Genomic DNA, 21,856 nt, shown 5'->3' with positions numbered 1-21,856 from the left:
AAGAGCAGTCGACTGACAGTCGACTCTACTGACAGCCGGCACTACCGATACGGCCGCCGGCCGCTGCTTTCACCGCCACCACCCGCCACGCTGCCCACCACAGCAGCGCCAGCAACGCGATGCCTGCACCCAGAAGACACACGGCAGGCCAGCCATGGCGCGCCTGCATCCACGGCCCGGCCGCTGCTCCGGCACCACTGCCCACCGCATAGAACAGCATGTACAAAGCCACCAGGCGTCCATGTTGTTCAGCCGGCGCGCGCAGCAGCAATGCCTGGTTTGATACGTGCAGTGCCTGCCCACCCAGGTCGAGCACAATCACGCCCAACAGCAGCAACGACAGCGACTGCGGCAGGCCCAGCAAGGGCCACCACGCAACCAGCATCAACAACAACGCACCGACGCTGACCGGATGCGCGAAACCACGGTCCATCCAGTGCCCTACCCGCGCCGCCAGCAGCGCACCGATCACCCCGGCCAGACCCAGTGCACCGATGGCGGCGGTCGACCAATGCAGCGGTGGCGCCGAGAGCGGCAAGGGTGCCGCCGCCCAGAACACATTGAGGCCGGCAAACAGCAGCAGTGCCAGCGGCCCACGCTCGCGCAGCGTTCGATCGCGGCGCAGCATGCCCAGCATCGAGCCCAGCAGCTCGCGCCAGCGTGGGGGAACCGACGGCACCGGTACTGCGGGCAGGCGCCGCCACAGCAGCGCCGCCAACCCCGCCATCACCATCGCTGACAACAGGTAGACCATCTGCCAGCCAAAGGCCGCCGCCACCGTACCGGACACCACGCGCGCCAGCAGCAGGCCGATGAACACGCCGCCCTGCACCACACCGACCACGCGACCGCGCTGCTCGGGCGGTGCCAGCATGGCGGTATAGGCGATCAGGCCCTGGGTCAGCGCCGTGCCCAGCAAGCCGGCCAGCAGCATGCCCGACAACAGCCAGCCCGCCGTGCGTGACGCTGCCAGCCACAGCAGCGCCAGCACCAATGCGATCAACTGCAGCCGCAGCAGGCGTCGCCGGTCACCACGGTCCGCCAGCGGCAGCAGGCCAAACAACGCCAGCACGCTACCGGCCTGGGTAGCAGCCAGCACCGCGCCGGCCACGGCCCGGTCCAGCGCAAAGGCGCGTGCAAGCTGATCCAGCAGCGGCTGCGCGTAATAGACGTTGGCAACGCTGGCACCTGCGGCAACCGCGAGCAGGACCAGCAGCGGGCGGGGAAGCGATATGGCACTCATGATGTGGTTGCAATTTGCAACTTGATGCAGGCTACTGCCATTGGTTTTAAACTGCAACCACATCAGAGAGGTCCACCATGCACGCCGACAGCCCCTGCCCCGTCGCCCGCAGCGCCGATCTGCTCGGTGACCGTTGGGCGCTGCTGGTCATCCGTGATGCCTTCGATGGCGTCACCCGTTTCGGTGATTTCCAGCGCAGCCTCGGCGCGGCCCGCAACATCCTCAGCGACCGCCTGCGCCGGCTGGTAGAGGCCGGCGTGCTGCAGCTGCAGCCGGCCTCCGATGGATCGGCCTACCAGGAATACGTGCTCACCCACGCCGGCCGGGAACTGTTCCCGCTGCTGGTCGCGCTGCGCCAGTGGGCGGAACGCCATCGCTTCGAGGCCGGTGAAGCCCATTCACAGCTGATCGAATCGGCGACGCGGCGGCCGCTGCCCTACATGCAGCCGCGCGGGCGCGACGGCCAGCCACTTCAGCCCACCGCCACCCGCGTGCGCAAGCTCAGGGACGACGGGCGCGACACCTGATCCGCCCATTCGCGCACACCGCCGAACACCCGCGCCGGTTAGCATCGGGTCTTTCCGCCACTGGATGCCGCCGATGTCGCGTGATCGCCCTTCCCTGCTGACCGCCCTGCTGTTGCCGCTGCTGGCCTGCGCCACAGCAACCACGCAGGCCCGCGAGGTTGCCGCGCCCGCCGACCACGTGCAGGCCGATGGCCCCTATGTGTTCCGCCAGGGCGACCAGCTGCAGGCCAAGTGGATCTGCGACGACAAGGTCGAGTCGCACACGCTTGCCACGCAGGCCGCAGGTACCGACATCGCCCCGCGCTGCGGCTACGAGCACACGGTGCACGTGGCTGCCCCGAATGCGCCTTCGGTTTCCGTGCTGCCGGCCGTGCCGCGCATCATTGCGCTGTCCGACATCCATGGCCAGTACGGGTTGCTGGTGCGCCTGCTGCGCGCCCACCAGGTCATCGATGCCCAGGATCGCTGGGCGCTGGGCAAGGACACGCTGGTCATCGCCGGCGATGTGTTCGACCGCGGCCCGCAGGTGACCGAGGCCTTCTGGCTGCTGTATGGCCTGCAGCAGCAGGCGGCCGCCGCCGGCGGCGCGGTGCACTTCGTGCTCGGCAACCACGAAACCATGGTGCTGTACGACGACCTGCGCTACGTCAACCCGAAGTACCTGCGCAGCGCGCAGCTGCTCGGCCGCAGCTACCCGCAGCTGTACGGTGCCGATTCGGTGATCGGGCAGTGGCTGCGCACCCGCCCGGTGCTGCTGAAGATCGGCGACACCCTGTTCCTGCACGGCGGCATTTCGCCCGAGGCAGTGCAGCTGGCGCTGGACCCGGCGCGCACCAATGCGGCCTACCAGGCGTCACTGGGCCTGCCAAAGGCCGAAGTAAAGGCCGACCCGGCCACCGCACCGCTGTATGACGGCAAGACCAGCCCGATCTGGTACCGCGGCTACTTCGATGGCCGCCTCGACACCGCGGGGGTGCAGACCGTACTCGACCGCCTGCAGCTCAAACGCATCGTGGTCGGCCACACCTCGATGCCACACGTCAGCAGCTTCCATGGCGACCGCGTGATCGCCATCGACAGCAGCATCAAGAACGGCGAGAACGGCGAACTGCTGTTCATCGAAAATGGCAGGCTCAGCCGTGGCCTGCTGGATGGCTCGCGGGTGCCGTTGGCCCCGGGTGAGCCGGGCCTGCAGGACTGAATGAAGGGACAGCGCGACGGCACCGGGCGGCGGCGGCGCGCTCCACCTTCACCCGGTTTGCGGCTACCCTCGGCAGCCGAGAGAGGCCCACCCCGTCCATCCGGTGGGCCTGACCGTTACAGGAGCCCCCGCGCATGCGCGTTCTGATTGCTGAAGACGACCCGGATATCGCCTCCGGCCTGTGCGCCTCGCTGCGCCGGCAGGGGCACGTGGTTGACCACGTCGACAACGGCGCGCACGCCGACGCGGCACTGGGCTCGACCCAGTACGCATTGCTGGTGCTGGACCTGGGCCTGCCGCAGCTGGATGGCCGCGACGTGCTGCAGCGCCTGCGTCAGCGCGGCGATGGCCTGGCGGTGCTGGTGGTGACCGCCCGCGACGGCCTGGCCGAGCGCGTGCGCGTGCTCGACCTGGGCGCCGATGACTACCTGGTCAAGCCGTTCGCGCTGGACGAGTTCGAAGCACGCGTGCGTGCGCAGCTGCGGCGGGTCACCAGCAATGGCAACCCAGACCTGCGCATCGGCCGCCTGCGCCTGGACCTGGCCGGGCACCGCGTGTGGATCGACGACCAGTCGCTGGAACTGACCGCGCGCGAGTTCGGCCTGCTGTCGGCACTGGCGGTACGCGCCGAGCGCATCGTGTCGCGCGCGCAACTGGTGGAGGCGCTGTGCGACTGGGGCCAGGACCTCACCGACAACGGCCTGGACATCGCCCTGCACCGCCTGCGCCGCAAGCTGCAGCCCGGCGGCATGGGCATCCGCACCGTGCGCGGGCTGGGCTACATGCTGGAAGACGCGCAGGACGAAAGCACGCCGTGATCAGTGGCCCGCCCAGCCTGCGCCGGCGCCTGCTCGCCTTTCTGGCGTTGCCGATGCTGGGCCTGCTCACCTTCAACACGATCCTGGCCTACTACGTTGCGCTGGACTATTCCAACCGCATCCACGACCGCAACCTGATCGACGACACGCATTCGTTCGCGCAGATGCTGAGCACCATGCCGGTGACCAGCGACCTGTCTCCGCAGGCGCGCTTCCTGATCGAGTACGACCCCGACGGCCATCGCTACTTCAACGTCGACAGCAGCCGCATGGGTACGCTCAGCGGCAATGCAGACTTCAGCCCGTACGCCCCTTCGCAGGACTGCACCGGTGTGCATCCGGCGCTGTACGACGGCAACCTCAATGGCCAGCAGGTGCGCATGGCCACCGTCTGCACGCAGGCGATGAACGATCCGCAGGACCAGCTGGCGGTGACCGTGGCCGAGAGCATGGCTGACCGCCGGCAGCGTGCGCGCGAGATCCTGATGATCATCATCCCGCTGATGACCATGCTGGCGCTGGGTACCGCAGCGCTGGTCTGGTTCGGCGTGACCTATGGCCTGCGCATCCTGACCCCGCTGAGGACCCGCCTGGCCCAGCGCCGCGGCGAACTGGCGCCGATCTCCGATGCCGACGTGCCCGAGGAGATCCAGCCACTGATCAGCACCATCGATGATCTGTTTGCCCGCCAGGCGGAAATGATCACCCTGCAGAACCGTTTCATCGCCGATGCCGCGCACCAGCTGCGTTCGCCGCTGGCGGGCATGGCCCTGCACGTGGACCAGGCGCTGGCACATGGCGACCCCGATACAGTGCGCGAGGCGCTGCAGCACATCCGCCGGCTCAACCAGCGCACCGCCCGGGTCAGCACCCAGCTGCTGGCACTGAGCCGGGCGCAGACCGTGCCCGATACCGTGGAGGCACTGGACCTGTGCGAGCTGGTACCGCAGTGGGTCGGCATGCGCGTACCGGAGGCGATCCGCGATGGCATCGATCTGGGCTACCGCGGCAGTCCCCATCCGCTGCGTGTACTGGGCAACGGCGCCATGCTGCAGGAAGCGCTGGACAACCTGATCGACAACGCCCTGCGTTATGCCGGCCGCAATGCAACCGTCACGGTGGGCGTGCACGCGCTGGACGACAATGATGTCGAACTGTATGTGGAAGACAATGGCCCTGGCGTGCCCGACGACGTGATGCCACGGCTGGGCGAGCGCTTCTTCCGGGCGCCGGGCACCGCTGCCAGCGGCACCGGCCTCGGCCTGGCCATCGCGCACGAGGCGGTGGAGCACTTCGGCGGCCGCCTGAGCTTCCTGAACCGCCCAGGTGGCGGACTGAAGGTCGCCATCACGCTGCCGCTGCTGAAGGCGCCCTGACCCGGCCCGGGGCGCTGAAAGGCTGGCGAAAATCGCGCTTGCGATCCTGCCATCCCCACTGCCGTCCCGGAGCCGCCAGGTGACCGAATCGCACGACTTCTTCCTCCCCGGTGGCCCACAGGGCGTGCTGCTGGTCCATGGCCTGACCGGCACCCCGGCGGAAATGCGCATGCTGGGCAAAGGGCTGAACAACGCCGGTTTCACCGTGCACGGCGTGCAGCTGCCCGGCCATTGCGGCAGCGTGGATGACCTGCTGGCGACCACCTGGGAACAGTGGTACCAGGGCGTGGAAGATGCGGCGGCAACCCTGCGCGGCAAGGTCGACCAGCTGTTCGTCGGCGGCCTGTCGATGGGCGCGGTGCTGTCGCTGGCACTGGCTGCACGTCGCCCCGAGTGGGTGTCCGGGGTCGGCGTGTACGGCGCCACCTTCCGCTATGACGGCTGGAACATCCCCGCCGTGGCCCGCTTCTCGTTCCTGCTGCCGTGGTTCAAGCGCTTCAACATCGGCCGCGACCGCATGTTCATGGAAGAACCGCCGTACGGCCTGCGTGACGAGCGCCTGCGTGCACAGGTCAGTGCCGCCATGCTGTCCGGCGACAGCGCCGCCGCCGGCCTGCCGGGCAACCCCTGGCACGCCCTGGCCGAAATGCGCGCGCTGAGCAACTGGACCCGCCGCCACCTGCACCAGGTCACCGCGCCGTGCCTGGTGATGCACGCCCGCGAGGACGACGTGGCCAGCATGGGCAACGCCGAGCTGGTGATGTCGCGGGTCAGCGGCCCGAAGGAACTGGTGGTGCTGGAAGACAGTTACCACATGATCACCATCGACCGCGAACGCCGCGATGTGATCCGCCGCAGCGCGCGCTTCTTCACCGAAATCGGTGAACGCACTGGCGTGCTCAAGGCGGTGGCCTGACATGGGGGCACTTGCCACGCTGCTGTGGCTGGCCAATGTCGTGCTCGATACCGGTGGCCAGCTCGCCTTCAAGGCCGCCGCCAGCGACCCGCAGGAGGGCGAAGGACTGCAGCGCTGGAAACACATGCTCAGCCGTCCCTGGCTGTGGATCGGCATCGCCTGCTACGTGCTTGAGTTCGTCGCCTGGATCGCGTTCCTGTCGCTGGTGCCGCTGTCCAAGGGCGTGCTGCTGGGCTCGATCAACATCGTCGCGCTGATGATCGCCGGCCGTTTCCTGTTCCGCGAGAAACTCACGCCGCTGCGGGTGACCGGCATGCTGCTGGTCACCGCCGGCGTAGCCGTAGTGGGGGCCGGCTCATGAGGCGCCTGTATGTGATCGGCTTCCCGCTGCTGATGGCGTTCGACACGCTGGCCCAGCTCTGCTTCAAGTACGCCGGTGACGCCGCGTTGCCGGTCGAGGCCAACACCGCCTGGCTGCTGCGCGTGCTGTCGCAGCCGTGGGTTTACGGCGCCATCCTCGGCTACGTGGGTGCATTCTTCACCTGGATGAGCCTGCTGCGCCATGCGCCGATCGGTCCCGCCTTTGCTGTCTCGCATCTGGAAGTGATCAGCGTGCTGCTGCTGTCGGCGTGGCTGTTGAACGAGCCGCTGACCCTGCACCATCTGCTCGGTGCGGTACTGATCGTGGCCGGCATCGTCTGCCTCGGCCGCGCCGAGGCGGACGACCCACACAGCCCTGCCGAAACCACGACGTGAGCACGCTGCAATGAGCCTGTTCGCGCGCGAACTGCCACCAACCGCCGGCCTGCCGATGCAGGCCAGCGATTTCCTTCCCGGTGGCGGCGACCTGCGTGACATCCTGGCCAGCCAGCTCGGCACACCGCCGCTGCAGCTGACCTGTTCCGGCACGCACGCGCTGCTGATCGCCCTGCGCACGCTGCGCAAGCGTGCGCCAAAGCGCGACACCGTGATCATGCCGGCCTATACCTGCCCGCTGGTGCCGATCGCGGTGCACAGCCTGGGCCTGCGCGTGCAGTTGTGCGATACCCGGCGCGGTCATTTCGACTTCGACCCCGGCCAGCTCAAGCGGCTGGCCGATGCGCGCACGCTGGCGATCCTGCCCACCCACCTGGGCGGGCGCATTGCCGACGTCGAGCTGGCCTGCGAAGTCGCCCGCAACGCCGGCGCCTGGGTGATCGAAGATGCCGCGCAGGCACTCGGCGCACGGGTCGGCAACAGCAGTGTCGGCCTGCGCGGCGATATCGGATTCTTCAGCCTGGCCGCCGGCAAGGGCCTGAGCCTGCATGAAGGCGGCCTGCTGGTCAGCCGCGATGACGAACTGCGTGCTGCGCTGGCCGAACATGCCGTCCAGCACGTTCGCTCCAGCCTGCGCTGGGAGCTGCTGCGCAGCGTGCAGTTGCTGGGCCTTGCTGCCTGCTATCGCCCTTCGCTGCTGTCACTGGTGTATGGCAATCCACTGCGCAATGCGCTTCAGCGTGGCGATCTGGAAGATGCGGTCGGTGACATTTTCCCGCTGGATATCCCGCAGCACCGGGTCAGCCAGTGGCGGCAGAACATCGGCGCGCATGCCGCGCGGCGCTTGCCGGCATTCCTTCAGGCCGGTCGGCTGCGTGCGTTGCAGCTGCGGGTGCAGCTGGCACAGCTGCCCGCCGTTGAGGTGGTCGATGGGCTGGCCGGTAGCGGTGGCACCTGGCCACTGTTGATGCTGCTGCTGCCCAGCCAACGCGCCCGCGATGCGGTACTGAAGGACTTGTGGCCACGCGGGCTTGGCGCCAGCCGCATGTTCATCCATGCCCTGCCCGGCTATGCCTACCTGCGCGGCATCGTGCCGCAGGACGACATGCCCAACGCACGCGACTTCGCCGCACGCATGCTGACCCTCGGCAACAGCGCCTGGCAGACCCGTGAAGAGACCGCCGAAATACTGCGGGCACTGGCCCGCGCGTGACGCCAGGACGCACGGATGGAGTGCGCCTCACGCATTCATCCATGCACCTTCCTGAACGCTTTCCGCGCCCTGCAATGCAGGCTTTCAACAGGAAAGGAACGAGAAAGGCTGCCTGTCTACATTGAGCCTGCCCCGGCATCGCGCCGGACGTTCCTTTCATCGACGGACCTGCCCATGCACTGGAGCATCCTGTGTGACTTCGACGGCACCATCAGCCTCGAAGATGTCATCGACTCGCTGCTGGAGAAATACGGCCAGCCGGGCTGGCAGGAACTGGAAGACCAGTGGAAAGCGGGAAAGATCGGCTCGCGCGAATGCATGCAGGGCCAGGTCAGGCTGCTGAAGCTGGACCCGGCCACGCTCGACGCCCACCTGGACCAGGTGCAGATCGATCCGGGCTTTGCCGCCTTTGTCAGCCGTGCCGAACAGCTGGGCGTGCCGCTGCGCATCGTCAGCGACGGCCTGGACCATGCGATCCACCGCATCCTCGCCAACCACGGCCTGTCGCGACTGCCGGTGGTGGCCAACCACCTGCGCTGGTGCGATGACCACTGGGAACTGGAATCGCCCTACCAGGCCGAAGGCTGCCGCAGCGGCACCTGCAAGTGCACCTGCGCTGCGCAGGCGCGCGCCAACGAAGCACCGCGTGTGCTGATGATCGGCGATGGCAGTTCGGATTTCTGCGTCTCCGAAGATGCCGACTTCGTGTTCGCCAAGCGTCGCCTGATCACCCATTGCACCCATGCCGGCATCGAGCATGCCGCCATCGATACCTTCCACGATGCAATCGCACTGCTGCCGCGCTTGCTCGATGGCAGCCTGCTGCAGCCACGTCGTATCGACGCCAGCCCGCAGCCCGCCGTACTGCCCCTGCTGCTGGCCACCGCCTGAGCACTCCCTTCCAAGCACGCCCCCGCTACCTCTTTCGAACGTCCTTCACGGAACCGAACTGCATGAACATTTTTGACAAGAACGCCGACGCCGCTGCCTCCGACGCGCAGCTGCTGGCCGACGAAGCCCGTTACAGCTCCTTCGGCGATACCGTCCACTACGTCGACCCGCCGAAGATCTTCCAGCGCGGCGAAGGCAGCTACATGTTCGACGGTGCGGGCGTGCCCTACCTCGACCTGCAGATGTGGTACTCGGCCTGCAACTTCGGCTACAGCAACAAGCGTCTGAACGATGCGCTGAAGGACCAGATCGACACCCTGCCGCAGGTCGCCAGCCAGTACCTGCACCCGACCCGCGTGCAGCTGGCCAAGACCATTGCCGTGGACATGCACGAGAAGTTCGGCCTCGACGGCCGCGTGCATTTCAACGTCGGCGGCGCGCAGGCCATTGAAGACTCGCTGAAGATCGTGCGCAACGCGCGTGGCGGCAAGAGCCTGATGTTCGCCTTCGAGGGTGGTTACCACGGCCGTACCCTGGGTGCGTCGTCGATCACCTCCAGCTACCGCTACCGCCGCCGCTACGGCCACTTCGGCGAGCGCGCGATGTTCATCCCGTTCCCGTACCCGTTCCGTCGCCCGAAGGGCATGACCCCGGAAGAGTATTCCGACCACTGCGTGTGGCAGTTCGAGCGCCTGTTCGAAAGCGAATACAACGGCGTGTGGGATCCCAAGGTCGGTCAGGCGGAGTACGCCGCATTCTATGTCGAACCGATCCAGGGCACCGGCGGCTACGTCATCCCGCCGCGCAACTTCTTCACCGGCCTCAAGCGCGTGCTGGACAAGTACGGCATCCTGATGGTCGTCGATGAAATCCAGATGGGCTTCTGGCGCACCGGCAAGCTGTGGGCGATCGAGCACTTCGGCGTGACCCCGGACGTGCTGGTGTTCGGCAAGGCGCTGACCAACGGCCTGAACCCGCTGTCGGGCCTGTGGGCGCGCGAAGAGCTGATCAACCCGACCGTGTTCCCGCCGGGCTCCACCCACTCCACCTTCAACTCCAACCCGCTGGGCACCCGCCTGGGCCTGGAAGTGCTGAAGCTGGGCAAGGAAATGGATTACGAGCGCACCGTGCCGGAAAAGGGCGCGTACTTCCTCGATGGCCTGCGTGGCCTGCAGAAGCGCCACCCGGAAATCGGCGACGTCGACGGCCTGGGCCTGGCCCTGCGCGCGGAAATCTGCCAGACCGACGGCTACACGCCGAACAAGGAACTGCTGGACCGCATGGTCGACATCGGCCTGGCCGGCGACCTGCTGCACGACGGCAAGCGCATGGGCCTCGTGCTCGACGTGGGTGGCTGGTACAAGAACGTGATCACCTTCGCGCCGTCGCTGGACATCAGCTACGAAGAGATCGACCTGGCGATCACCCTGCTTGACCAGGCGCTGACCAAGGCCAAGGGCTGAGGTCCGATGCGCTGCCGGTTCCCGTGCCGATGGAAATGACGTCACGCGCATCCAGCACCGCGCTGGAACCGGCCGCGCTGCTGGAGGGCTTCCTGGCCCACCCGCCGCTCGGATTCGAGGCGGGCCGCCTTCCGAGCGGCCTGCCGACCTTCCGTGCGCCGCTGGACCTGACCACCACGATGGACGACGACCTGCGCGGCAAGCTGCTTGGCCTGCCGCTGTCGCGCCTGTGGCGGCCATGGATCACCTGGAAAACCCGCTTCGTCGGTGCCACCAGCACCGAGTACACCCCGCTGCCCGCGCACGTCGCACCAGAAGCATTGGCCGAGGACGTGACGCGTCACGCGATCGGCGATACCCGCCTGCTGGTGGTCAAGGACCTGGCGATCGATTCGCCGCTGCTGGACGACGCGGCCAACGCACACAGCGGTGCCTTCCTGCAGGCATTGCTGGCACGCGGCTTCGTCGAACTGGAAGGCATGCCGCTGGCCTGGGTGGCGATCGATTTCGATTCGATCGATGGCTATCTCGGCCGCCTGTCGTCTTCGCGCCGCAAGAACATCCGGCGCAAGCTGCGCTCGCGCGACGACCTGCAGATCGACTGCATCGCCACCGGCGATCCGGCCCTGGCCGACCCGCAGCTCCAGGCCGAACTGTATGCCTTGTACCTGGGCGTGTACGCGCAGAGCGCGGTGCATTTCGACCAGCTCGACCTGCCCTACTTCCAGCATCTTCTGGCCGACAGCCAGGGCCAGGGACGGATGTTCCTGTACCGCCACCAGGGCCAGCTGATCGGCTGGAACCTGTGTTACGTGCATGCGGGCAAGCTGGTGGACAAGTACATCGGCCTGGCCTATCCGCAGTCCCGCGAGCACAACCTGTACGCGGTGAGCTGGATGCACAACCTCGAATACGCGCTGCAGCACAGCCTGAGCCACTACGTGGCCGGCTGGACCGATTCGCGGATCAAGGCCGAACTGGGTGCCAGCTTCACCTCCACCCGGCATGCGATCCACGCCCGTTCCCCGCTGCTGCGCGCCGCCCTGCGCCGGCTGGCCCCGTACCTGCAGGGCGAACCTGATGGAGGCGGTTGAACATGCCGTTGCGTTCTCCGTTGATCCTCGACCTGGACGGTGGCGTGCTGCCGCTGCCCCAGGCGCAGACCCTGGCCTTGCCGCAGTGGCACGACCCGCTGCGCTTCGCCTGCAGCACTGCCACCCTGGACCGTTTCGCCGCCGAAGTGATGGCGCCGCTGCCCGCGCAGCTCGGCACCGTGATGCTGGGCAGTGGCGACTTCCATCATCTCAGCCTGCCGCTGCTGCGCCGCATGCGCACACAGGGGCCGTTCCAATTGGTAGTGCTGGACAACCATCCGGACAACATGCGTTTTCCGTTCGGCATGCATTGCGGCTCATGGGTGAATGCCGCCAGCAAGCTGCCGCAGATCTCGCACATCCATGTGCTCGGCATTACCTCCAGCGACATCGGCCTCGGCCATGCCTGGGAGAACCACTGGCGCCCGCTGCTGGGCAGTCGCTTGACGTACTGGTGCATGGACGTGGATGTCAGCTGGGGCCATCGCCTCGGCATGGGCCACGTGTTCCGCCGCTTCGAGCACCCCGAAGCGCTGGTGGCAGCGTTCGCTGCCGAACAGGCCAAGTCGCCGCAGCCGACCTACCTGTCGATCGACAAGGACGTGTTTGCCGAGGACGTCGCGCGCAGCAACTGGGACCAGGGCCGATTCCAGCTGGAAGACGCACTGGTGGTGATCGAGGCGCTGCGTGCCGGCGGCCTGGTCGGCAGTGACATCACCGGGGAAGTGTCGCTGGCCAACTACCAGAGTCGCTTCAAGCGCTGGTTGTCGTCGCTGGATGGCCAGCCTGACGTCAGCGCCAAGGATCTACCTGTGTGGCAGGCGCGGCACCAGCAGGTGAACCGCGAGCTGCTGGCGGCGATGGCCGCAGTGCCGACGGCCTGCTGACCGCTTCCGTTAGTGCCGGCTGCTGGCCAGCGTGGCTTCGTCGGTAGTGCCGGCCGCTGGCCGGCAATGCCAACCAAGGTTGGCAACTACCAGACCCAGGCAGCGGCGGTCGTGCCGGCCGCTGGCCGGCAACCTCATTGTTCCCGGGCTCACGGGGATGCCGGCCAGCGGCCGGCACTACACTGGACGCCTGCCCCAGGAGCCCTCGCCATGCCCCAGACCGTCATCCCCCAGCTGCGCATGCGCCACGCCGACACCACCCTGCCGTTCTACGTGCAGGGACTGGGCTTCGTGGTTGACTGGGAACACCGCTTCGAACCCGGCTTCCCGCTGTTCGCCCAGCTCACCCGCGACGGCCAGACGATCTTCCTCACCGAACACAGCGGCGACTGCGAGGTCGGCGGCGCGGTGTACTTCATCGTCGAGGACGTCGACGCCCTGCACCGCGCCTTCAGCGCCGCAGGCGTCCCCATCGAACAGCCGCCGCATGACACCGAATGGGGCAGCCGCGAGATGCTGCTGCGTGACCCCGACGGCAACCGCCTGCGCTTCGCCACCGACGCGAGCTGAACCGGGCGGCCTTGAGCCGGATATACGAAACATATACGCTTCGTATACCCCCTCCTTCAGGACCGCCCATGGGCATCGTCAACATCGATGACACCCTGCACGACCAGCTGCGCCGTGCCTGTACCGTCTCCAGCCGCTCGATCAACGCCCAGGCCAACTTCTGGATCCGGGTCGGCATGCTGTGCGAGCTGAACCCCACGCTGAGCTTCCAGGACATCGTCGCCAGCGAGCTGCGCGCGGCCGGCGTGCAGCCCCCGTTGCTGCCGCCGGGCCAGGTCTGAGCCAATGGGCATCATCAAGCGCCCCGACGAGATCGCGCTGATGGCCGAATCGGGTCGCCTGCTGGCGCAGGTGTTCGCCGCGCTCGACCAGCTGCCGTTGCAGGGCCGCAGCACGATGGAGATCAACGATTTCGTCGAACGCATGATCGTCGATGAACTGCAGGCGAGGCCGGCCAGCAAGGGCCAGTACGGCTTCCCGTACGTGCTCAACACCTCGATCGACAACGTTGTCTGCCACGGCGTACCCAGCACCACCGACGTGCTGCGCAACGGCCAGATCGTCAACCTCGACATCACCCTGGAGAAGAACGGCTACATCGCCGACTCCAGCACCACCTACCGGGTCGGTGAGGTCGACTACACCGCGCGCAGGCTGGTGCAGACCACCTACCAGGCGATGTGGAAAGGCATTGCCGCCGTGCGTCCTGGCGCGCGCCTGGGCGACATCGGCCACGCCATCGCCCGCCACGCGCGCAGCCACGGCTACAGCGTGGTGAAGGAATACTGCGGCCACGGCATCGGCCAGGAGATGCACGAGGAACCGCAGATCCTGCACTACGGCCATCCCAACACCGGCATGGTGCTGGAAGAAGGCATGGTGTTCACCATCGAACCGATGCTCAACCAGGGCAAGCCGGCCATCCGCCAGCAGCCGGACGAATGGCCGGTGTACACCCGCGACGGCAAGCTGTCGGCGCAGTTCGAGCATACGGTGGCGGTCACTCGCAATGGCGTGCGCGTGCTGACCCTGCGCCCCGGCGAGACGCCGCTGTGCGCGGTGGATGCCGCCTAGAGTGGCCGTTGCTGCATCCCGGCACCCTCGTGCACGGCGCGCTTCCGTGCCGTCAGCGGTTCGCGTACCCGCTGTGCCACATAGCCGACGCTGGCTGCGAGAATGAAGGTGTAACCAAGGAGTTCGGTGGTCTCCTCGATGGTGTTCTTGAACACGCGGATGTACTGGTCACCCAGCAGTCCGGTCCACAACGACGTCATGCCGATCAGACGCGAATAGAACAGCAGCAGAACCAGGCCGATCGTCATCACGGTACCCGGCCGAGATACGAGAAAACGCACCAGCGCCGGCATGGCCCGGCGCCAGTCGCGGCTGGCCCAGGCCAGTGAACCGATGATCAGCACGGCCACCGGGTACTTCCAGAAGCCGTGTGCGATCAGGTCCAGCGCCTCATCCATTTCACGCAGGAGCATGCAGGCGAACAGCGCGGCCGCCAGAACGGCAAAGGCCCGATCATCGGCACGTCGCAATGCAAGCCGGACGAAGGCAGCCACGCTGGCGACCAGGAAGCCTTCCTGGGTCAGTTCGACCAGCGACCACTCGCCGACTGCATTGCCCAGCCAATGGATGTCGAGCCAGGCCAACGCAGGCGGAAGCGCCATCATCAGGCCGAACAGGAAGGTGCGCCCCAGGTGGGACAGGAGCAGCTGTAGATTGTCTTTCATGCAACACCGATGCCGCGCCGTGGCGGTCGTACAACGAGAACACAGGCGACCGGGGGGCTGCCGAACGACGGCATGCGCGGCGGGGTCGCGACCAGGCGCGCATTATCCGCGCTGTATCCGGCCACGTGAACCGTACCGGTGGAACACATACGCAACACCGGCGTACGTCACGCACTCATGGCGATAAAGGACGCAGCAGCAACAACGTCGCCAGGCAGAACATGAAGATCGCCACGCCTGCATCCAGCACACGCCAGGCGCCCGGCCTGCGGAACACCGGCTGCAACAGGCGCGCGCCATAGCCCAGCGTGCAGAACCAGGCCACGCTGGCGGCGCAGGCACCGGCGGCGAAGGCCCAGCGCAGATCGCCCGGGTAGCGCGTGGACAGGCTGCCCAGCAGCACCACGGTATCCAGATAGACGTGCGGGTTGAGCAGGGTGAAGGCCAGGCAGGTCAGCAGTACCTGCCGTCCGCTGCCGCCCTGCGCCTCGGCGGCGGCCAGCGCACTGCCACCGCGCCATGCGCGCAGCCCCGCCTGCAGGCCATACCAGAGCAGGAAACCCGCACCACCGAAGCGCAGCACCTGCAGCAGCAGCGGCCACTGCAGCACCAGCGCGCCCATGCCACCGACGCCGGCCAGGATCAGCACGATGTCCGCGCCGGCACAGGCCAGCACCACCCTGCCCACATGGCGCTGCTGCAGGCCCTGGCGCAGCACGAAGGCGTTCTGCGCGCCGATGGCGATGATCAGGCCGGCACCTGCGAACAGGCCGGCGGCGGTAGCGGCGATCCACATCAGGACAGGCCAGGCAGCGAGGGGACGCGCAGGGTGCGGCCGCTGACCCTGTTTAGACAATCTGATTTTTCTTTATCCTGTGCAGGAAAACTGAAGAGGCACCGGCATGGATCTGGTACATCCGCAACTGGCCGCGTTTGCTGCGGTGCTGGAAGAAGGCAGCTTCGACGCCGCGGCACGCCGCCTGTCGATCAGCCCGTCGGCCCTGTCGCAACGGATCAAGGCGCTGGAGGACAGGCTCGGCCAGGTACTGGTGGTACGTCAGGCACCGTGCCGGCCCACCGCCGCAGGCGAAGCGCTGCTGCGCCGGGTCCGGCCGATGCAGGCGCTGGAGGCCGAGGCATTGGCCGAACTGCTGCCCGAACGCGGCAGCGATGCCGCGCGCACGCCGATCCCGTTGGCGGTCAACGATGACTCGCTCGATACCTGGTTCGTACCGGCCATCGCCGAACTGCACCAGCACCATGGCTACCTGTTCGACCTGCGCATGGATGACCAGGACCATACCCTGCAGCTGCTGCGCGATGGCAGCGTGCTCGGCGCGGTCACTGCCGAAAGCCAACCGGTGAAGGGCTGCAACGTGCATCCGCTCGGCGCCATGCGTTACCACGCCATCGCCTCGCCCGGCTTCGCCCGCCAGTACTTCCGCGACGGCATGCAGGCCACGGCCCTGGCGCGCGCACCGATGCTGGTGTTCAACCGCAAGGATGAACTGCAGTGGCGCTTCGTGCGGCGGCTGACCCGCGCGCGACTGCAGCCGCCGCTACACTACCTGCCCTCCTCCACCGGTTTCGTCGAAGCCGCCGCGTGCGGACTCGGCTGGGGCATGGCCCCGGAAACCCTGGTCGCGCCCGCCGTGCGCGCCGGCCGCGTGGTGGTACTGGAACCCCGCCGCTGGCTCGACGTGCCGCTGTACTGGCAGCATGCTGCCGTGCGTTCAAGCACGCTGCAGCACATCACCCAGGCGCTGCGCACTGCAGCCAGCGGCACCCTTCGTTGAGGACAATCCAATGACCGCAGACCCGGGCTTCACGCCGCGCGCACTACCGTTTGCGCACTTCTTCACCATTGGGACGGCATGGGCGTGATCGGCCGACGTACAAGGATGCACTGCGCGAAGGCCGCGCTGGCGCTGGCGCTGACGACCTGCCTGCCACTGGCTGCGCAGGCGCAGACCCTCACCGATGCACCCGCATTGGACTGGGAGCAGGCACGGCAGCGCCTGGAGCAGGTCTCCGATGCACTGGCCGCCGCCGATGCAGCGGTACGCAACAAGCAGGACCTGCAGGACGCCACCCGCCTGCTGCGCCTGCCGGAGATCACCGGCGAAGTGCGCCGCCTGCAGTTCCAGAAGACCCTCACCCTGCCACTGGGTTCGCTGGCACCGGTGGCCGAGGCCTATGGCATCGACTCGCCGCTGTCGTTCACCGAACGCGACTGGCGTACCCGCCCGGTGGTGACGGCGGTGCTGCCGTTGTACACCGGCGGCGTGATTCCGGCCGCGCAACGTGCCGCCAGCGCTGCCCACGAGCAGGCCAGCGCCGAGCGCGAGGCTCAGCGCCAATCGCTGGCCGTGCAGCTGGCCCAGGCCTATTTCGGCCAGCGCCTGGCCGAGCAGGCAGTGGATGTGCGGCGCGACGTACGCGATGGCCTGAACCGCCACCTGTCCGACGCAGAGAAGCTGGAACGCGAGGGCTTCGCCACCCGCGCCCAGCGCCTGCAGGCCACCGTGGCTCGCGACAAGGCCGAGCGCGAATACCAGAAAACGGTGAACGACTTGGCCACGCTGAAGGCCGCGCTGGCCACGCTGCTGCGCAGTGGTGGCGAGGTGCAGCCGGTGTCGCCGCTGTTCGTGCGGCGCGTGCCGCTGGAACCGGTGGCCAGCTTCGAGCGCACGGCGCAGGCGCGCCAGCCGCAGATCGCACGCCTGCGGGCGATGGTGGCGCAGGCAGAACAGGGCGTGCGCGTGCAGCAGGCCAAGCTGAAGCCGCAGATCTTCGCCTTCGGCCAGTACGACTTCCGCCGCCGCGACGAGATGCTGACCGATCCGGACTGGGCGTTCGGCATCGGCCTGAAGTACACCTTCCTGTCGCCGAACTCGCGGCCGGCGCAGATCAGCGCCGCGCGTGCACAGCAGGAACAGGCCGAAGCGGGCCTGCGCGAGGCCGAGAACCAGGTCGCACTGGGCGTGCGCAAGGCCTGGAACGAGCTGGAAACCGCACGCCAGCAGTACGTGCTGCTCGACAGCAGCATCGCCCAGGCACAGGAAAACCTGCGCCTGCAGGAGCTGGCGTTCCGCGAAGGCCAGGCCACCTCGCTGGATGTGATCGACGCGCGGCTCGGCCTCGGCGGCGCCCGCGTCGAGCGCGCACAGGCCGCCTACCAATACGATATTGCGCTGGCACAGTTGCTGGAGGTCAGTGGACAGATGGACCGTTTCGAAGAGTTCCGGCGGCGTGCGGACGAGGTGATCGACCATGAGTGATGTGCTGCACGACGATGCAACTACGCCCCCGGCCAAGCGCCGTCTGGGCCCGATCCTGATAGTGGTGCTGCTGGTCGTGGTGGTGCTCGGCCTGTGGCTGGCCTGGCGCAGTCCGGCCGACCAGATCCAGGGCATGGCCGATGCGGACACGATCAACGTGGCCGCCAAGATCACCGCGCGCGTGGCCGAACTGAAGGTGCGCGAGGGCGACCGCGTGCAGCCCGGGCAGGTGCTGTTCCTGCTCGACAGCCCCGAAGTGGCCGCCAAGGAGCAGCAGGCGCACGGCGCATTGGCCGCCGCACAGGCGGTGGCCGACAAGGCCGACGAAGGTGCGCGCAGCGAGGACATCCGCGCCGCCGAAGCGAACTGGAAGCGGGCTGAAGCCGGTGCGACGCTGGCTGAAGCCACCTACCAGCGCGTGCAGAACCTGTTCAACGAAGGGGTGATGACCCGGCAGAAGCGCGATGAAGCGCATGCCCAGGCCACCAGCTCGCGCGAACTGGCCCGTGCCGCCCGCGCGCAGTACGACATGGCCTTGGCCGGCGCACGCGAGCAGGACAAGCGTGCCGCGCAGGGCCAGGTGCAGCAGGCACAGGGCGCGGTGGCCGAAGTCAACGCCGCGCGTGTCGAAGTGGAAGGGCGCGCGCCGGTGGCCGGCGAGATCAACAAGCGCATGGCCGACCCCGGCGAACTGGTGCCAGCGGGCTATCCGGTGTTCACCCTGGTCGACATCGACCGCATGTGGGTGGCGATGAACCTGCGCGAATCGCAGATGCAGGGCCTGAAGGTCGGCAGCAAGCTGCAGGGCAGCGTGCCGGCGCTTGGCCAGGACGGCGAGTTCGAGGTTTATTTCATCAATCCGGCCGGTGACTATGCGACCTGGCGGACCACCCGCCAGTCGTCCGGCTACGACGTCCGCAGCTTCGAGGTGCGGGTGCGCCCGGTACGCCGCATCGAGGGCTTCCGCCCCGGCATGAGCGTGCTGTTCGCATGGCCCCAGCACTGAGCCCCGACAGCAGCAGCTTCGCCGCCAACTGGCGGCGCGAGCTGCGGTCGCTGCGCGGCAACCGCGCCGACCTGCTGCTGGTCACCCTGCTGCCGCTGCTGATGCTGGCCGTGATGGCGTGGATGTTCACGCCCTCGGTGATGCGCGACATCCCGATCGCCGTGGTCGACCTCGACCACAGCAGCGACAGCCGCCTGCTGCTGCGCATGCTCGATGCCAGCCCCGGCGTGCGCATCGCCAGCCAGCCTGCGGACATGCAAGATGCACGTTCGCAGCTGCGTCGGCTGGATGTATTCGCCATCGTACTGGTGCCGCGCGATGTCACCCGGCAGGCGTTGCGTGGACGCCAGGGCACGGTGTTCGCCTATTACAACGCCACCTACATGACCACCGGCCAGTCCGCGGCGCGCGATATCGGCGACGCGGTCTCGGCCTGGAACGCACGCCTGCTGCGCGAGCGCATCGGCCTGCAGGTCGGCCCGGGCAAGCTGCGTGCGGCACCGATCGCGGTGCAGTCGGACATCCTGTACAACCCGGCGCGCAGCTACGAGCTGTTCCTGCTGCCGCTGATCTTCCCAGCGGTGCTGTCACTGGTACTGGCGCTTGCCGTGGCCGGCAGTCTCGGCCGCGAGATCCGCGACGGCAGCCTGCCCGCCTGGCTCGGCCGCACACCGTGGCCGGCGATTGCCGGCAAGATCGCGCCGTACGTCCTGCTGTTCTCGCTGTATGGCGCGCTCGGCATCGGCTACCTGGCCTGGCTGCGCGGTGATGGTGTGGCCGGCAGCGTGCTCCTGCTGCTGCTCGCTCAACCCCTGTTCTATCTGGCTACTGCGGCCTACGCGTTGTTCTTCGTCGGCGTCACCCGCGACATGGGTACCGCGCTGTCCGCGGTCGGCCTCAGCATCGGTACTGCACTGGCGTTCTCCAGCGCCACCTTCCCGGTGCTGGATGGCCCCCTGTTCACCCGCATCTGGCATCAGCTGCTGCCGCTCAGCGCCTATATCAAGCTGCAGACCCAGCAACAGTTCATCGGTTCGCCGCTGCAGGTTTCGGTATGGCCGCTGGCCACGTTGCTGCTGATGTCAGTGGTGGCTGGCGGCATCGGTGGGCTGCGCCTGATCGCCTTCGCGCGTACGCCCGAAGCCGCGCAACCGGCGGGGGCCGACGCATGAGCGCACTGTGGCGCAGCCTGCGGCAGACCCTGATGGCGGTGCTGTGCGACCGCTATGCGATCGTGGTGATGGTCGGCGCGGTGATCCTGTACTCGTTCTTCTACCCGGCCGCGTATCGCCACCAGGTGGCCGGCAACCTGCCGGTACTGGTGGTGGATGAAGACCACAGCGCGACCAGCCGCGAGCTGCTGCGCAAGCTCGATGCACTCCGTGTTGCGCGCGTGGTCGGGCAACCGGCAGACATCGACAGCGCGCGCCAGCAGCTGGAAGCCGGCCACGCCGAAGGCATCGTGCTGATCCCGGCCAACCTGGAGCGCGACATCCTGCGCGGCCATCCGGCCAAGCTGGTGCTGCTCGGCAACGGCGCCTACCTGGGCCGTGCCAGTTGGGTGCTGGGCAGCGTGGCCGATGCACTGGGCGCGTTCGGACGTGATGCCGTGGTCGGCCAGGCCGCCTTCATGGGCGCACCGCAGGCACCGCCGGTCACGCTGGTGCAGCGCCCGCTGTACAACACCCAGGAAGGCTACGGCAGCGCCATCGTGCCGGGAGTGGCCGAGCTGATCGTGCACCAGACCCTGCTGATGGGCATCGGCGTCCTGCTCGGTGGCCGTCGCCTCGCACTCGGCCGGCGCCTGCGCTTCGACCTGCCGACCCTGGCTGGCATGGCGTTGGGCTTCGGCCTGATCGGCCTGTTCGGCCTGTTCTACTACGCCGGCTTCACCGCCTGGGTGCAGGACTATCCGCGCGGCGGCAACCCATTGGGCCAGCTGCTCGGCGGCACCTTGTTCATCGCCGCCACCGTGGCCTTCGGCCTGTTCGTCGGCAGTTTCTTCCGCACCCGCGAACGCGCCTTCCAGTACATCATCGCCACCTCGATCCCGCTGTTCTTCCTGGCCAACCTGTCGTGGCCGGCAGTGATGACGCCACAACCGCTGGTCTGGCTGGCGCAGCTGTTGCCGACCACCTCGGGCATCAACCTGATGGTGCGCCTGAACCAGATGGACGCCAGCCTGGCCGAAGTCAGCCACGAACTGATCACCCTCACCGCCCTGCTTGTGCTCTACGGCAGCCTTGCCAGCTGGCGCCTCCTCGCAAAAAAGGGGACGGAGGGGATTAAGTCGTAAGCGGCCGGTTTGGGGAATTACGACTTAATCCCCTCCGTCCCCTTTTCCTGCAACGAAGAACGCCGGCGCGAGGCCGGCGTTCGGATACTGCATCGTGGAAGGGCCAACCAGGTCGGTCAATCAGCGGTAGACGCGTTCGCAGCGACGTTCCACCACGCGGTCGCCGTTCTTCTGCTGGCTGTTGCCCTGGATCTGGCGACCGGCTGCACCACCTGCAACGGCACCGGCCACGGTGGCCAGTTTCTTGCCATTGCCGCCGCCCACCTGATTGCCGAGCAGGCCACCGATCACGGCGCCGGTAGCGGTACCCGTGATGCGGTTCGGATCGCGCGAGTTGCGCTGCACTTCCACGTTCTTGCAGACCACGCGGCTGCCGTCGTTGAACTTGCGTCCCTCATCGCGCGGGCCATAGGTCTGCGCGCCGGCCACCGACGAAGCTGCCAGCAGGGTGCCCAGCACAAGCAATCGGGTCGAGGTCTTCATGGCCATCTCCTGAGTTCCGGTATGGCGCCAGTGTCCTCCCGCGGTTGGCAACCGGAAGTGAAATGCGCGTGTCCGCCACTTCATCGGCCATCGCAC

Annotated in this window: 24 protein-coding genes; 20 read left to right on the top strand and 4 right to left on the bottom strand. The window is 67.6% G+C overall.

Annotated elements, in window-relative coordinates:
• Positions 1-25: 25 nt before the first annotated feature.
• A complete protein-coding gene (locus MG068_RS05985; RefSeq protein ID WP_132809631.1) occupies positions 26-1,243 on the bottom strand; it encodes an MFS transporter in 1,218 nt (405 codons plus the stop codon).
• Positions 1,244-1,320: 77 nt separating this feature from the next.
• Between MG068_RS05985 and MG068_RS05980 the strand changes: the two genes are divergently transcribed.
• From MG068_RS05980 to map, 15 genes are all read left to right on the top strand, one after another.
• A complete protein-coding gene (locus MG068_RS05980; RefSeq protein ID WP_132809630.1) occupies positions 1,321-1,770 on the top strand; it encodes a winged helix-turn-helix transcriptional regulator in 450 nt (149 codons plus the stop codon).
• A gap of 73 nt (positions 1,771-1,843) precedes the next feature.
• Positions 1,844-2,971: a metallophosphoesterase gene (locus MG068_RS05975; protein WP_049399612.1), complete on the top strand. Its 1,128-nt coding sequence runs from the start codon at positions 1,844-1,846 to the stop codon at positions 2,969-2,971.
• A 134-nt stretch (positions 2,972-3,105) separates the two neighbouring features.
• Entirely contained in the window at positions 3,106-3,789 is a 684-nt protein-coding gene (locus MG068_RS05970; RefSeq protein ID WP_049424529.1) for a response regulator, read from the top strand.
• Positions 3,786-5,165, top strand: a complete 1,380-nt coding sequence (locus MG068_RS05965; RefSeq protein WP_005412674.1) for a sensor histidine kinase — start codon at positions 3,786-3,788, stop codon at positions 5,163-5,165. Before MG068_RS05970 ends, MG068_RS05965 begins: the two co-directional genes overlap by 4 nt.
• Positions 5,166-5,244: 79 nt before the next feature.
• The gene (locus tag MG068_RS05960) at positions 5,245-6,081 is read left to right on the top strand and encodes an alpha/beta hydrolase (protein WP_010483180.1); all 837 of its coding nucleotides are present in this window, start codon (positions 5,245-5,247) and stop codon (positions 6,079-6,081) included.
• A 1-nt stretch (position 6,082) separates the two neighbouring features.
• Entirely contained in the window at positions 6,083-6,442 is a 360-nt protein-coding gene (locus tag MG068_RS05955; RefSeq protein ID WP_012479558.1) for an EamA family transporter, read from the top strand.
• On the top strand, positions 6,439-6,837 hold the full coding sequence (locus tag MG068_RS05950; protein ID WP_132809628.1) for a DMT family transporter: 399 nt from the start codon (positions 6,439-6,441) through the stop codon (positions 6,835-6,837). The genes MG068_RS05955 and MG068_RS05950 overlap by 4 nt, the downstream gene beginning before the upstream one ends.
• A 10-nt stretch (positions 6,838-6,847) precedes the next feature.
• Positions 6,848-8,050, top strand: coding sequence for a DegT/DnrJ/EryC1/StrS family aminotransferase (locus tag MG068_RS05945; protein ID WP_132809626.1), 1,203 nt, complete (start codon positions 6,848-6,850; stop codon positions 8,048-8,050).
• A gap of 174 nt (positions 8,051-8,224) precedes the next feature.
• The gene (locus MG068_RS05940) at positions 8,225-8,941 is read left to right on the top strand and encodes an MtnX-like HAD-IB family phosphatase (protein WP_032127528.1); all 717 of its coding nucleotides are present in this window, start codon (positions 8,225-8,227) and stop codon (positions 8,939-8,941) included.
• A gap of 62 nt (positions 8,942-9,003) precedes the next feature.
• Positions 9,004-10,404 (top strand): aspartate aminotransferase family protein, encoded by a 1,401-nt coding sequence (locus MG068_RS05935; RefSeq protein ID WP_032127529.1) that lies wholly within the window; start codon positions 9,004-9,006, stop codon positions 10,402-10,404.
• A 29-nt stretch (positions 10,405-10,433) separates the two neighbouring features.
• A complete protein-coding gene (locus MG068_RS05930) occupies positions 10,434-11,498 on the top strand; it encodes a GNAT family N-acetyltransferase (RefSeq protein WP_049399616.1) in 1,065 nt (354 codons plus the stop codon).
• A 2-nt stretch (positions 11,499-11,500) separates the two neighbouring features.
• Positions 11,501-12,385 (top strand): arginase family protein, encoded by an 885-nt coding sequence (locus MG068_RS05925; RefSeq protein ID WP_132809624.1) that lies wholly within the window; start codon positions 11,501-11,503, stop codon positions 12,383-12,385.
• Positions 12,386-12,595: 210 nt separating this feature from the next.
• The gene (locus MG068_RS05920) at positions 12,596-12,955 is read left to right on the top strand and encodes a bleomycin resistance protein (RefSeq protein WP_071228487.1); all 360 of its coding nucleotides are present in this window, start codon (positions 12,596-12,598) and stop codon (positions 12,953-12,955) included.
• A gap of 68 nt (positions 12,956-13,023) precedes the next feature.
• Complete coding sequence (locus MG068_RS05915; RefSeq protein WP_005412680.1) at positions 13,024-13,236, top strand: ParD-like family protein; 213 nt, start codon at positions 13,024-13,026, stop codon at positions 13,234-13,236.
• A 10-nt stretch (positions 13,237-13,246) separates the two neighbouring features.
• Entirely contained in the window at positions 13,247-14,029 is a 783-nt protein-coding gene (gene map / locus MG068_RS05910; RefSeq protein ID WP_206138708.1) for a type I methionyl aminopeptidase, read from the top strand.
• Here map and MG068_RS05905 read toward each other — a convergent pair.
• Entirely contained in the window at positions 14,026-14,694 is a 669-nt protein-coding gene (locus tag MG068_RS05905) for a hypothetical protein (RefSeq protein ID WP_032127534.1), read from the bottom strand. The genes map and MG068_RS05905 overlap by 4 nt on opposite strands.
• A 175-nt stretch (positions 14,695-14,869) precedes the next feature.
• Positions 14,870-15,490: a LysE/ArgO family amino acid transporter gene (locus MG068_RS05900; protein ID WP_049399621.1), complete on the bottom strand. Its 621-nt coding sequence runs from the start codon at positions 15,488-15,490 to the stop codon at positions 14,870-14,872.
• A gap of 106 nt (positions 15,491-15,596) precedes the next feature.
• Here MG068_RS05900 and MG068_RS05895 point away from each other — a divergent pair, with 106 nt between their 5' ends.
• The 5 genes from MG068_RS05895 (at position 15,597) to MG068_RS05875 (ending at position 21,277) form a co-directional block, all read left to right on the top strand.
• The gene (locus MG068_RS05895) at positions 15,597-16,490 is read left to right on the top strand and encodes a LysR family transcriptional regulator ArgP (protein WP_132809620.1); all 894 of its coding nucleotides are present in this window, start codon (positions 15,597-15,599) and stop codon (positions 16,488-16,490) included.
• Between the two features lie 78 nt (positions 16,491-16,568).
• Entirely contained in the window at positions 16,569-17,975 is a 1,407-nt protein-coding gene (locus MG068_RS05890; RefSeq protein ID WP_132809618.1) for a TolC family protein, read from the top strand.
• Positions 17,968-18,981: an HlyD family secretion protein gene (locus MG068_RS05885; RefSeq protein ID WP_032127538.1), complete on the top strand. Its 1,014-nt coding sequence runs from the start codon at positions 17,968-17,970 to the stop codon at positions 18,979-18,981. The genes MG068_RS05890 and MG068_RS05885 overlap by 8 nt, the downstream gene beginning before the upstream one ends.
• Entirely contained in the window at positions 18,966-20,153 is a 1,188-nt protein-coding gene (locus tag MG068_RS05880) for an ABC transporter permease (protein WP_132809616.1), read from the top strand. The genes MG068_RS05885 and MG068_RS05880 overlap by 16 nt, the downstream gene beginning before the upstream one ends.
• Complete coding sequence (locus tag MG068_RS05875; RefSeq protein ID WP_132809615.1) at positions 20,150-21,277, top strand: ABC transporter permease; 1,128 nt, start codon at positions 20,150-20,152, stop codon at positions 21,275-21,277. The genes MG068_RS05880 and MG068_RS05875 overlap by 4 nt, the downstream gene beginning before the upstream one ends.
• 120 nt (positions 21,278-21,397) lie before the next feature.
• On the opposite strand, the gene MG068_RS05870 is transcribed toward MG068_RS05875, so the two are convergent.
• On the bottom strand, positions 21,398-21,766 hold the full coding sequence (locus MG068_RS05870) for a glycine zipper 2TM domain-containing protein (protein WP_032127541.1): 369 nt from the start codon (positions 21,764-21,766) through the stop codon (positions 21,398-21,400).
• Between the last annotated feature and the right edge of the window lie 90 nt (positions 21,767-21,856).

This window comes from Stenotrophomonas sp. ASS1 (assembly GCF_004346925.1).
GTDB lineage: Bacteria > Pseudomonadota > Gammaproteobacteria > Xanthomonadales > Xanthomonadaceae > Stenotrophomonas > Stenotrophomonas maltophilia_A.
This window is presented reverse-complemented; position numbering and strand designations above follow the sequence as displayed.

What these genes read in the sequence shown, in the direction of transcription:
- MG068_RS05985 (WP_132809631.1), bottom strand. Translation starts at nt 1,243, where the DNA reads ATGAGTGCCATATCGCTTCCCCGCCCGCTGCTGGTCCTGCTCGCGGTT.
- MG068_RS05980 (WP_132809630.1), top strand. Translation starts at nt 1,321, where the DNA reads ATGCACGCCGACAGCCCCTGCCCCGTCGCCCGCAGCGCCGATCTGCTC.
- MG068_RS05975 (WP_049399612.1), top strand. Translation starts at nt 1,844, where the DNA reads ATGTCGCGTGATCGCCCTTCCCTGCTGACCGCCCTGCTGTTGCCGCTG.
- MG068_RS05970 (WP_049424529.1), top strand. Translation starts at nt 3,106, where the DNA reads ATGCGCGTTCTGATTGCTGAAGACGACCCGGATATCGCCTCCGGCCTG.
- MG068_RS05955 (WP_012479558.1), top strand. Translation starts at nt 6,083, where the DNA reads ATGGGGGCACTTGCCACGCTGCTGTGGCTGGCCAATGTCGTGCTCGAT.
- MG068_RS05950 (WP_132809628.1), top strand. Translation starts at nt 6,439, where the DNA reads ATGAGGCGCCTGTATGTGATCGGCTTCCCGCTGCTGATGGCGTTCGAC.
- MG068_RS05945 (WP_132809626.1), top strand. Translation starts at nt 6,848, where the DNA reads ATGAGCCTGTTCGCGCGCGAACTGCCACCAACCGCCGGCCTGCCGATG.
- MG068_RS05940 (WP_032127528.1), top strand. Translation starts at nt 8,225, where the DNA reads ATGCACTGGAGCATCCTGTGTGACTTCGACGGCACCATCAGCCTCGAA.
- MG068_RS05935 (WP_032127529.1), top strand. Translation starts at nt 9,004, where the DNA reads ATGAACATTTTTGACAAGAACGCCGACGCCGCTGCCTCCGACGCGCAG.
- MG068_RS05930 (WP_049399616.1), top strand. Translation starts at nt 10,434, where the DNA reads ATGGAAATGACGTCACGCGCATCCAGCACCGCGCTGGAACCGGCCGCG.
- MG068_RS05925 (WP_132809624.1), top strand. Translation starts at nt 11,501, where the DNA reads ATGCCGTTGCGTTCTCCGTTGATCCTCGACCTGGACGGTGGCGTGCTG.
- MG068_RS05920 (WP_071228487.1), top strand. Translation starts at nt 12,596, where the DNA reads ATGCCCCAGACCGTCATCCCCCAGCTGCGCATGCGCCACGCCGACACC.
- MG068_RS05915 (WP_005412680.1), top strand. Translation starts at nt 13,024, where the DNA reads ATGGGCATCGTCAACATCGATGACACCCTGCACGACCAGCTGCGCCGT.
- MG068_RS05905 (WP_032127534.1), bottom strand. Translation starts at nt 14,694, where the DNA reads ATGAAAGACAATCTACAGCTGCTCCTGTCCCACCTGGGGCGCACCTTC.
- MG068_RS05900 (WP_049399621.1), bottom strand. Translation starts at nt 15,490, where the DNA reads ATGTGGATCGCCGCTACCGCCGCCGGCCTGTTCGCAGGTGCCGGCCTG.
- MG068_RS05895 (WP_132809620.1), top strand. Translation starts at nt 15,597, where the DNA reads ATGGATCTGGTACATCCGCAACTGGCCGCGTTTGCTGCGGTGCTGGAA.
- MG068_RS05890 (WP_132809618.1), top strand. Translation starts at nt 16,569, where the DNA reads ATGGGCGTGATCGGCCGACGTACAAGGATGCACTGCGCGAAGGCCGCG.
- MG068_RS05885 (WP_032127538.1), top strand. Translation starts at nt 17,968, where the DNA reads ATGAGTGATGTGCTGCACGACGATGCAACTACGCCCCCGGCCAAGCGC.
- MG068_RS05880 (WP_132809616.1), top strand. Translation starts at nt 18,966, where the DNA reads ATGGCCCCAGCACTGAGCCCCGACAGCAGCAGCTTCGCCGCCAACTGG.
- MG068_RS05875 (WP_132809615.1), top strand. Translation starts at nt 20,150, where the DNA reads ATGAGCGCACTGTGGCGCAGCCTGCGGCAGACCCTGATGGCGGTGCTG.
- MG068_RS05870 (WP_032127541.1), bottom strand. Translation starts at nt 21,766, where the DNA reads ATGGCCATGAAGACCTCGACCCGATTGCTTGTGCTGGGCACCCTGCTG.